This window comes from Peribacillus sp., assembly GCF_059453735.1.
In genome coordinates, this window is sequence record NZ_JAZVJO010000411.1 from 1 (window position 1) to 10,460 (window position 10,460).

10 protein-coding genes are annotated in these 10,460 nt (G+C 38.3%); 6 read left to right on the forward strand and 4 right to left on the reverse strand.

Translation table 11 applies throughout. The features are described 5' to 3' along the window. Window positions 1–630, forward strand: a 630-nt coding sequence (gene thiD / locus AC52RT_RS13625) for a bifunctional hydroxymethylpyrimidine kinase/phosphomethylpyrimidine kinase (RefSeq protein ID WP_495541244.1), incomplete at its 5' end; no start/stop codon positions are given. A gap of 57 nt (window positions 631–687) precedes the next feature. Here the strand turns inward: thiD and AC52RT_RS13630 are convergent. The 3 genes from AC52RT_RS13630 to AC52RT_RS13640 all read right to left on the reverse strand — a co-directional run bounded on the left by AC52RT_RS13630 (window position 688) and on the right by AC52RT_RS13640 (window position 2,825). Continuing rightward, window positions 688–1,179: a hypothetical protein gene (locus AC52RT_RS13630; protein ID WP_495541245.1), complete on the reverse strand. Its 492-nt coding sequence runs from the start codon at window positions 1,177–1,179 to the stop codon at window positions 688–690. A 377-nt stretch (window positions 1,180–1,556) separates the two neighbouring features. Continuing rightward, window positions 1,557–2,072, reverse strand: coding sequence for a hypothetical protein (locus AC52RT_RS13635; protein ID WP_495541246.1), 516 nt, complete (start codon window positions 2,070–2,072; stop codon window positions 1,557–1,559). A gap of 105 nt (window positions 2,073–2,177) precedes the next feature. Then, window positions 2,178–2,825 (reverse strand): GntR family transcriptional regulator, encoded by a 648-nt coding sequence (locus AC52RT_RS13640; RefSeq protein WP_495541247.1) that lies wholly within the window; start codon window positions 2,823–2,825, stop codon window positions 2,178–2,180. Window positions 2,826–3,164: 339 nt separating this feature from the next. Here AC52RT_RS13640 and brnQ point away from each other — a divergent pair, with 339 nt between their 5' ends. Beyond that, window positions 3,165–4,502 (forward strand): branched-chain amino acid transport system II carrier protein, encoded by a 1,338-nt coding sequence (gene brnQ / locus AC52RT_RS13645; protein ID WP_495541251.1) that lies wholly within the window; start codon window positions 3,165–3,167, stop codon window positions 4,500–4,502. Between the two features lie 87 nt (window positions 4,503–4,589). Continuing rightward, window positions 4,590–4,898: an MGMT family protein gene (locus AC52RT_RS13650; RefSeq protein ID WP_495541252.1), complete on the forward strand. Its 309-nt coding sequence runs from the start codon at window positions 4,590–4,592 to the stop codon at window positions 4,896–4,898. An 84-nt stretch (window positions 4,899–4,982) separates the two neighbouring features. On the opposite strand, the gene AC52RT_RS13655 is transcribed toward AC52RT_RS13650, so the two are convergent. After that, window positions 4,983–6,050, reverse strand: coding sequence for a permease (locus AC52RT_RS13655; protein ID WP_495541253.1), 1,068 nt, complete (start codon window positions 6,048–6,050; stop codon window positions 4,983–4,985). A 277-nt stretch (window positions 6,051–6,327) separates the two neighbouring features. Between AC52RT_RS13655 and selD the strand changes: the two genes are divergently transcribed. The 3 genes from selD to abc-f all read left to right on the forward strand — a co-directional run. Further along, window positions 6,328–7,377, forward strand: a complete 1,050-nt coding sequence (gene selD / locus AC52RT_RS13660) for a selenide, water dikinase SelD (protein WP_495541248.1) — start codon at window positions 6,328–6,330, stop codon at window positions 7,375–7,377. A 30-nt stretch (window positions 7,378–7,407) separates the two neighbouring features. Continuing rightward, on the forward strand, window positions 7,408–8,457 hold the full coding sequence (mnmH, locus tag AC52RT_RS13665; RefSeq protein ID WP_495541249.1) for a tRNA 2-selenouridine(34) synthase MnmH: 1,050 nt from the start codon (window positions 7,408–7,410) through the stop codon (window positions 8,455–8,457). A gap of 325 nt (window positions 8,458–8,782) precedes the next feature. Continuing rightward, window positions 8,783–10,460, forward strand: a 1,678-nt coding sequence (gene abc-f / locus AC52RT_RS13670; protein WP_495541250.1) for a ribosomal protection-like ABC-F family protein, incomplete at its 3' end; no start/stop codon positions are given.

Below are 10,460 nucleotides of genomic sequence, written 5' to 3' on the forward strand. Positions count from 1 at the left end.
CTTGAAACACAACCAGAATTTGTAGCATTGCAGTTAGACTGTATTATGACTGATATTTTCCCAGATAGCGTGAAAATAGGAATGGTATCCTCACCAGACATTATTAGGGTAATCGCTGAAAAACTGAAGGATCATAAACCAAATCATATTGTTCTAGATCCGGTGAGGATTTCTACAAGCGGCAGTCGGTTATTGAATGAAGAGGCGATGGAAAGTCTCCTAACTAAACTGATGCCGCTTGCCACACTTATTACCCCGAATATTCCTGAAGCAGAAGCAATTTCGGGGATGAAAATTAATACAAAGGAAGATATGCAAACCGCCGCTGTTAAAATCGCACAAAGCTATTCAGGAAATATTTTAATAAAAGGAGGGCATCTTGCTGAGACAGCAGATGACTTACTCTACATTGATGGGGAATTTACTTGGTTTTCAGGTGAAAGAATTGATAATCCCAATACGCATGGAACAGGATGTACGCTGTCTTCAAGTATAGCGTGTCATTTAGCAGCTGGTGCAGATATGAAGACAAGTATCCAACTGTCAAAAAACTATCTTACAGGTGCACTGAAACAACACTTAAATCTTGGAAAGGGAAGCGGGCCACTTAATCATATGTATAAACTATAAGTGAATATATGATAGAAAGGGTAGCAGTCATTGAGTTCATTAATACCCTTTTTTGCTTTAAAATTTAAGTGCTTTAGCTACTGCCATGTTACCCTGTCCTGCAATGTATGCACTTTTAGGAATCAAGGCATCAATATAGACCATAGCATAGTAGGATTTATTTTGATTTAGTTCTTCGTATAATTCACCGAATGCATCTCTATTAAAATAAACATACCAATGACTGCCCCCATCCAAAGGATTTACTTTTATAGAGAAATACTTTGATTCGTTGGTAAAACCATAATTATAATAGCTGCTCAATTGTCCATAACCTGCAATTAAAAAATGCTTGTCTAGGTTGTTTGCCATAGCAACTTCCATTTCTTTAGATTCTAATGTTAAACCCTCGGCTTTTTTATAATCCTGCGCTATTTCCTCGTAATTTTCAAAATCAGGCTGATTTTTGTCTATTCTAATTATATGACCTTCCTGTACCTCTTCGCTGTTCGTACATCCTCCTAAAATTAATCCGAAACTTAAAATCACCCCGCTAATATTCCACCTCATAATAAAGTCTCCTTTTATTCCTCCTATGTAACAAAATCATAGTAGGTTGATTGGTATTTGTCGCCGCTTGGAAAAATAATATAGCTATGTTTATTTTTTTATTTTCACGTTCTTCCATCCGAAATCCTATATAGCGGTTTTTATACTATTAAAAAAAACAATCCCTCATTCACATGGAATGAGGGATTCATAGAAGGAAAGAAAAAAACTAGAGTGGTCATCGACCGTCCATTGCAGTAGTTGGTTATTGGTGACAGATAAATGTATAATGGGTCATTGGATAATTGGTTGAGTCCTTTGCCATTTCATTTTATATTGTACCAAAGTACACAAGGATTCCTTCTATGCCTTGAAGGGGAGTCTCACCCCTTCAAGGGTTAAAAATACTTCTCGCTGTCAAATTCTAATTCAATCGTATAGTTGATGGCATTGATTAAATTAGAGAGCTTGTTAGCGCGACGCTCAAGCTCCATGGCTTTGACTCGATATGTTTCAGGATCAAAGGTAGCGGTTCGTACAATTGAAACGGTCTCGCTGAAGGAATGAACGTACTCTTCCTTTGGAGCGGCCCCATATTCTTTGCATTTCCGGGCCTGAGCGCGAAGCTGGGTTGCAAGCTCAATGGCTTCAACAATGGGGATAGAGTCAGTATCAAACAGTATGTTGTTTTCAATATTGGCTTGATACATCAATTTATCAAGTAAGCGGAAGTCTTTTCGGACTTCTTCTATATCTTGTTCGACATTTTGCAGAGTTCGTGCTTGTTTGGGCAATTTGCTGCCTTTTTCTATTTCAATAAAGGCTGCACGATCCATTTCATCTTCTAATTCATGGATTCTTTTTGATAGTACACTTTTTAGCTTCACAGCTTCTGCTAGAGAAAGTTTCGCCATAAGTAGTCTCCTTTCTATGTAACCTATTATTCTAGAATATACCATTTATACACTTAAAATAAAAGAAATGTGCTTCTCTGTAATCAGGAAGCATCTTTGCTTTTTTTAATCAGTAGTAACCATGGGATATAGCCAATTTTTACGTGCGATACTTGCTGCCAGGTCTTTATTTTTATCGTCAAAAGCACGTAGAATGGCTTCATGTTCATCGATTGAATCATGCCTAAGAATAATTGATTTATGAAAATAAAGCCGGCGCACATGCGATTGTAAGGTAGAGACGGTATTTAAGATATATGGGTTATCAGTTGTTTCAATAATGATTTGATGAAATTGCTCATCGAGCTTTAAAGCTAGATGAAAATTATGATTGTTGACTGCTTCAGCAAACTGAGTATTTATCATACGCAGGGTATTGATCGTTTTCTGACTGATGACTTCAGCGGCAATTTCTGTCGCTAATGCTTGTAAGGCGGCTAAGGGTGGAAGTATCTTTAGAATATCTTCCTTATTGATAGGGGTTACCTGAGTACCAACCCCTGGGAACATTTCAACAAATCCCTGAACATTGAGTAATTGTAATGCTTCTCGAATAGGGGTACGACTTACACCCAAGGCATGTGCAAGATCAGCATCATTTAACTTTTCCTGAGGCTGCAGGGTACCATCAATAATCCATTCAAGTATTTGAGAATAGGCACGATTTTTAGCAGATACACGAGCTGGTGTAGAGAAGTTAACGGGTATAGGCATATTGTCTCCCCTCTATTTAGATAATTAAGATAAATTTTACTATATTTTATATTATAGCATACTATTTTTTATGTAAAACGCAATATATTACTCTATTATATTTGGAAGATGATAGATGAATAAAGAGTTTCTAAACGATGAATTTTCATTTTTATCATGTAATATATTGCATGTATATAATTTGTATGTTATATTTCGATAATATTACCTGAATATTTCGTTAGAAAAAAGAAAGTATGAATATGTTTTGCTAGAAATGTATCAATAAAAAACAGAGACTATATAGTAGTGCAGCCTGAATTTTGACACAACTTAATATGTTTTTTGGAGGAATGTATGTTGACTAGAAAAGAATCGTTTTCGTTTACGATAGCAATTGGATTTATGTTGTTCGCTTTATTCTTTGGTGCAGGGAACTTAATATTCCCAGTCATGCTCGGACAAACGGCGGGTACGAATGTTTGGGGAGCTAATGCGGGCTTTGTTGTGACAGGAGTAGGACTCCCATTGTTAGGTGTCCTTGCATTAGGTTTTTCTGGTAAAGGTGATTTGCATGCCATGGCTAGTAGGGTTCATCCGTTATTTGGTATTATCTTTACTACTATTCTTTATTTAGCCATTGGACCGTTATTCGCAATACCTAGAACAGGAAGCGTTTCTTATGAAATTGGCGTAAAACCATTTTTAGGTGATGATGCAGGTTTTATGCCATTACTTATTTTTACACTACTATTTTTTGCGATCACTTGTTTCTTCTCATTGAATGCATCCAAAATTGTTGATGTTGTCGGCAAAATATTAACGCCGATGTTATTGATTTTTATCGGAATTTTAATTGTTACAGCGATTGTTAATCCACTTGGCGACTTTAAGGCACCAACTGAAACCTATATGGAAAATGCGTTCTTTAAAGGGTTCCAAGAAGGATACCTAACGATGGATACTCTAGCATCATTTGTTTTTGGAATTATTGTAATTAATGCAATTAAAGATAAAGGCATTACAGCTAAGAAGCAAGTTATGTATACCTGTATGAAAGCAGGGTTAATTGCTGCAGGGTTGCTCGCTATTATCTACACAGCACTGACGTATATCGGTGCATCAAGTGTAGGAGAGCTTGGTTTATTAGATAATGGGGGTACGGTTTTAGCTGGTGTTTCTACTTTTTACTTTGGACCAAATGGCAGGCTCTTATTAGGATTAATTGTGGTAGCTGCATGCTTGACCACAAGTATTGGCTTAATCACGGCTTGTTCATCATATTTCCATAAAATTTTCCCTAGTATTTCATATAAGAAAATTGCGGTTATTTTGTCTGTATTTAGTGCACTGTTCGCGAATGTAGGGTTAATGAAACTGATTGCAATTTCAGTACCGGTATTGACAGCAATCTACCCAATCGCTATTTGTTTGATCTTCTTAACCTTCTTGCATTCAGTGTTTAATGGCCGTTCAGAGGTTTATATAGGGTGTATCGGATTGACCTTTATTGTTAGTTTGTTTGATGGATTAAGTGCAGCTGGGGTGACAATCAAATTTATTGATGATCTGTTCAATACAATTCTTCCACTGTACTCCGTTGGACTGGGCTGGATTCTTCCAGCAATTATTGGTGGGATATTAGGGTACTTAGTAACGATGGTGACATCCAAAACTAAAAATCAAGAAGTTGTGTAAACATTAGATAACTGGGAGGGCTAGGAATAGCTCTTCTTTTTTGTGTAAACTAATAAAAGAACAAAAAATTAGGATGGACGTGATTTGTTGGAGATCTTTACCGAACGTGTAATTCAGGTCATCAAAAAAATCCCTCCAGGTAAAGTGATGACGTATGGACAAATAGCAAGGTGTGCGGGCAATTCTAGAGCAGCAAGACAAGTGGTTAGGATTCTGCATTCAATGAGCGGAACATATAATCTTCCTTGGCATAGAGTCATTAACGTCAAAGGGGAGTTAGGAATAAAGAGTGCAGAATTACTTGCTGTTCAAGTATTTGCGTTAGAAGGTGAGGGAATCGAGGTAACAGGAGGAAAGCTGGTAAATCTTAAACAGTATCAATATATCCCTTTATAAGATTCTCCATATCAAAACTAGTGTTTTTTAACTTGGAAGCAAAACAAAAAGAACCTGAATGGATTCAGGTTCTTTTCCGTAGTGTTACAAAATCCACATGCCAACAAGACCGCAGACAATTCCTAGAACGACAACAGATGTCACAACAAAGGCAAGAACACGTTTGGGGAATGATTTACCCACAATTAGTATGGATGGAAGGCTGATTGCAGGCAGAGTTAATAATAAGGCTGCTGCAGGTCCGCCGCCAAGTCCGAAGACCATCATGGTTTGGATAATAGGGATTTCTGCTGCAGTCGGGATGACGAACAACATGCCGGTAATAGCAAAAATAATAATGGCGATTATACCAGTTGCTGCTGCTCCGCCCATTTCTGGGAATAACCAAACCCGGGCTGCACCAAGCAGTAACACGGATAATACGTAAGCTGGAACAACATAGAGAAACATCATTCCAAGGCTTTTCATCCACCTAGTTATAAATGATCCCTCAGGTTTTGTTTCTTGGCTTGCAATTACGGCATCGATATCTACAGGCTGAACATCTTTAGCGAAACGATTCGCTAAATAGCTGACACCAAATACGAGAACTAAACCGAATACAACGCGCAGCACGGTGAATTTCCAAGACAGTACGAAGGTCATGAAAATCAACGTTGCAGGATTAAGAACGGGATTACCAAGCCAGAAAGCCAAGGCTGCTCCGACGGAAGCGTTGCTTTTACGAAGCCCTACTGCTATAGGCGCTGCACAGCATGTGCACATCATTCCGGGAAGAGAAGCAAGTCCAGCAATGGCTGTACTGCCAAAAGATGTTTTTCCAAGGACTTTCAAAAGCCATTGTGCAGGTAAAAGAACTTGAATTAATGAACCAAGAAGAATTCCCAGTACGGCTGCTTTCCAAACAGATTGGAAGTACGTAACACCGTAGCTCCAAGCACTTTCCCAAGAAAATGGGGTATTTGATAAATCGCCAAGAATGGAATCTCCAATCGAATGAGTGTCAATGGCTAAGATTGATTTATGATAGTACGGCCACCATTTGACATAGATTAATCCAACTACAGCAATTAGTAAGAAAATGAAAATAAACCAACCAGTTTTGTTACTTCTTGTTGGCTGTTGTGAAACTGAGTTATTTACTTGCACGATGGAACCTCCAGTGAAAATTATATAATTAGATTGCGGTAAAAGTATATCATATAAGTTATTGGTTTGAAGATTCTTTGCTTAGTAAATTTGATAAATGTATGTGATATATAAAAGATAAGCCTATTTGACTAATAAATCCCTTCAAGATATTCAAAATCTTTTTGATTATTTTGAATATAAAAATGTTGATATTTTTAGGCGGGAAATAAGGTTTATTTATATTTGTGATCTATAATAGGAGTATATTCAGACCTAGAAAAAGAAAGGTTGTTGTCAAATGACACACTCAAATAAAGTTAAATTAACCTCTTTATCTTCTAAAGGCGGCTGTGGATGTAAAATTGGTCCTGCTGATTTAGCAGAAGTAATGCGTTCGCTGCCCAAGCAAGCGGCAAATCCTAATCTTTTAGTTGGACTTGAAACGAGTGATGATGCCGGTGTATACCAGTTAACTGATGAGTTAGCCTTAGTTCAGACACTTGATTTCTTTACACCCATTGTGGATGATCCGTATGATTTTGGACAAGTAGCAGCAGCGAATGCATTAAGTGATATATATGCCATGGGCGGGAAGCCGCTGACTGCTTTAAATATTGTGGCTTTTCCCATTTCAGTTTTGGATAAGGAAGTCCTAGCGGATATTCTCCGTGGAGCAGGCGATAAATTGAAAGAAGCGGGCGCAACACTTGTGGGCGGTCATTCAATTGATGACAAAGAACCAAAATTCGGATTAGCCGTAACCGGTTTAGTTCATCCTGATAAGGTTCGAGCGAATTCAGGGGCCGTACCGGGTGATCGTTTAATTTTGACTAAACCGATTGGTGTGGGGATTTCAACAACCGCGATTAAAAATAACTTCTTAAGTGAAGAGGAAATTACACGGGTTACGAAAGTAATGACTACGTTAAATAAAACAGCGGCAGAAACAATGGAACCATTTGATGTACATGCATGTACAGATGTTACTGGTTTTGGGTTATTAGGACATGCTTCTGAAATGGCCAAGGGAAGTAACGCCGGCATCCGGATTTATCAAAAGCAAGTACCGCTTTTAAGTCGTGTAAGAGAGCTAGCTGAAAAAGGTGCAATCCCAGGTGGAACAAAAAATAATTATGCTCATTTAGAAGGTTCGGTTACTTTCCCAGAGACAATGGATCAAATTGATCAATATATTCTCTGTGATGCCGTTACGTCAGGTGGGCTCTTAATTTCAGTTTCTGGAGACCAAGCGGAAGAATTGCTTGAATCTATGATTAAAGCTGGAGTTGAGGCAAGCATAATTGGCGAGGTGACAAGTATTCAACCGGGACATATTATTGTTGAGTAATTTTTTAGATACAGAAAGGCGGAAGCATCATTGTTTCAAGATATGAACATAGATGAATTGTTGGCTTTAAGGGAAAAGAAAGATATTGTATTAATTGATGTACGGTCTCCATCTGAATACAGAGAGGCAACCATCCCAGGCAGTCATAATATTCCGCTGTTTGATGACGCCGAACGAGCTGAGGTTGGGACAATTTATAAACAGATAAGCAACCAGGCGGCGAAAAAAAGAGGTTTAGAAATTGTCTCAGCGAAGCTGCCAAACTTCATTGAAGAATTTCAGGGAATTGAGGGCCAAAAGGTTGTCTTTTGCTGGAGAGGCGGAATGCGAAGTAAAACGACTGCTACCCTTCTAAGTTTAATGGACGTACATGTCTGTCGTCTTCAAGGCGGAGTTAGGGCTTACCGGAAGTGGATTGTGGATCAGCTGGAAAAGATAGAAGTTAAAGCTGACCCAATTGTTTTGAACGGCTATACCGGAGCAGGCAAAACAGTCATCTTGCATAAGCTCCAAGGAATGGGTCATCCAGTCTTGGATTTAGAAGGAATTGCTAACCATCGAGGCTCAATCTTTGGTCAGATTGGTCTTGAACCAAATAACCAGAAAAGTTTTGATGCCCTGCTGGTGGAGAAACTGATCGAGCTGAAAAATGCACCTTATATCTTGTTTGAAGCAGAAAGCAAACGAATAGGGAAAGCATCCATGCCTCAATTTCTCGTTGATAAAAAGGAGCAAGGCTTCCAGGTGTTTGTCGACATGCCAATAGATGAGCGGGTACGCCATATTATTGAAGACTATCAGCCTGAAAACCACCATGAAGAATGTCTGGAGGCTTTTCGGAAAATTAAAAATAGACTCCATACGCCGATAGCTGCTCAAATTGATGCAGATTTGTCTTCAGGTGAGTATGCTTCAGGTGTCCGTCTGCTTTTAGAGCATTATTATGATCCAAGGTATAAACATACTGCTGAACAATTTGCCCAAAACCGCAGAATAACCATTCAGCCTAAAAATGCAGATCAAGCAGTGGAACAGATTATTAATATCCTGCGCACTAAGTTTAAAACGACTGTTTCTTAATGCTTTAAAATGGTTTTTATTTACAGATGACGATTGATGTTGTAAGGTTAAAGTAGACGAATAAGAAAGGGACGGTACTAGAATATGAAGTTATAATCTTGTTTTTTAGGAATTTACTCATGGTTAAAAAAATGAGGAACCTGGAGAATGGGATTAGTCTGTCCTTTTACTTATTACAGTAGCAATCGTACATCAGTATGTATGGTTTCTTTACCTTGTATAAGTCGGCCATTCGTGGCTTATTTGAACCTCTCCAGGTTTACTGGGGAGGTTCTTTGTCTAGAAAACCTCCTCATAAAACAACAAAGGAATATGGGGTGTTAGTATGGTATTAATTAAAGTACATCAACTTAAAAAGAGTATAGGAACAAGGGTGCTTTTAAATGAGCTTTCATTTGACATATATGAGGGAGATAAAATTGGTCTGGTTGGCTGGAATGGCGCTGGGAAAACAACATTAGTTAAAATCTTGATGGGACTCGTCGAACCTGACACGGGAACAATAAAAAAAATTCCATCATCACTATCAATCGGTTATCTGCCGCAATCAACAGAACAGTTAACATTTGAAGGGGAATTGAATGAATCTGGTGAGACACTTTTAAAATCAGCTAGTCAGCTTGGTTTAACGAAGCCGCATTGGATAGACAGCGAAACAAAGTATTTAAGCGGTGGAGAAAAGCTCAAACTATCACTTGCAAAAATCTGGACTAATCATTCACAATGCCTGCTGCTCGATGAACCAACGAATCATCTTGATAGCAAAGGAATCAATTGGCTGATTACTGAAGTAAAATCATACGGTGGTGCGGTTATGATTATCTCACATGACCGTTATTTCTTGGATCAAACAGTTACGAAGATATTTGAATTGGAAAAAGGAAAGTTGAACATTTATAACGGTAACTATTCGACCTATCATAAGGAAAAACAAGATCAAATGATGCGGCAGCAACACGAGTTTGATAAACAGCAAAGAAAAATTGCCGATATTCAACAGCAAGTGAAAACATTAAGGCAATGGTCTGATAAAGCGCACCGGGAAGCTGGAAAAGGCGGTTCCAATGCAGAAAATCGTCAAGCGGGGTTAAGAGAACATGAACGGGTAAAGGCTAAGAAAAAGGATAGTCAAATAAAGTCGAAAATAAAGAGACTTGATCTGGAATTATCACAGCATACGGTTGAAAAGCCGGATGAAGAGATGAAAGTATCGTTCCATTTTGAGTCCACCAATAAACATGGCAAGCGGATCGTAGAAGCTAAGGATTTAATGAAACAATATGGTAAACGAGTGATCTTTGATAAAAGCCATTTTTACGTAATGAATGGAGAAAAAGTCGGTCTTATGGGGTTGAATGGTGCGGGGAAAACAACCCTAATTAAACTATTACTTGGGGAAGAGAACCCGACCAAAGGCACCCTGTGGAAAAGTGAATCCATGAAGGCGGCCTACCTAAGTCAAGATGTGAACGATCTTCCTTTAGAGAAAACAGCATTAGACTATTTACAGAATGATCGAGAGAAACAATTAAAAGCGAGGACACTATTCGCCAATATGAATATGAAAGAAGATAAACTGATTAAGCCTATAGCTGAATTAAGTCTTGGCGAGAGAACGAGAGTAAAGCTGGTTCAGATGATTCTTCAGGAATATGATTTGTTGATACTAGATGAACCGACTAACCATCTTGATTTACCAAGTCGAGAACAGTTGGAAGAAACATTAGAAAGTTTTACGGGCACATTGATTATTGTTTCTCATGATCGGTATTTAATTAATAAGCTGTGCAATCGGCTGCTTGTCATTGAAAACCAAAGAATACAGCGGATTGACATGGGAATGAATGAATATGAAGGCAGCAAAAAGCCTGTTAATCAGGATGAGAAAGAACGGTTGGAAGATCTGTCGCTGATTGAAACCAAAATAACAGAACTGCTCGGGAAAATTAGTTTCGTAAAACCAGGATCGGAAGAGTATCTTCGCTATGACCATGAACTAATAG

Bases quoted from the DNA above. Each gene is read 5' to 3' on its own strand.
- AC52RT_RS13630 (WP_495541245.1), bottom strand. From the start codon at position 1,179: ATGAGGTGGAATATTAGCGGGGTGATTTTAAGTTTCGGATTAATTTTA.
- AC52RT_RS13635 (WP_495541246.1), bottom strand. From the start codon at position 2,072: ATGGCGAAACTTTCTCTAGCAGAAGCTGTGAAGCTAAAAAGTGTACTA.
- AC52RT_RS13640 (WP_495541247.1), bottom strand. From the start codon at position 2,825: ATGCCTATACCCGTTAACTTCTCTACACCAGCTCGTGTATCTGCTAAA.
- selD (WP_495541248.1), top strand. From the start codon at position 6,328: ATGACACACTCAAATAAAGTTAAATTAACCTCTTTATCTTCTAAAGGC.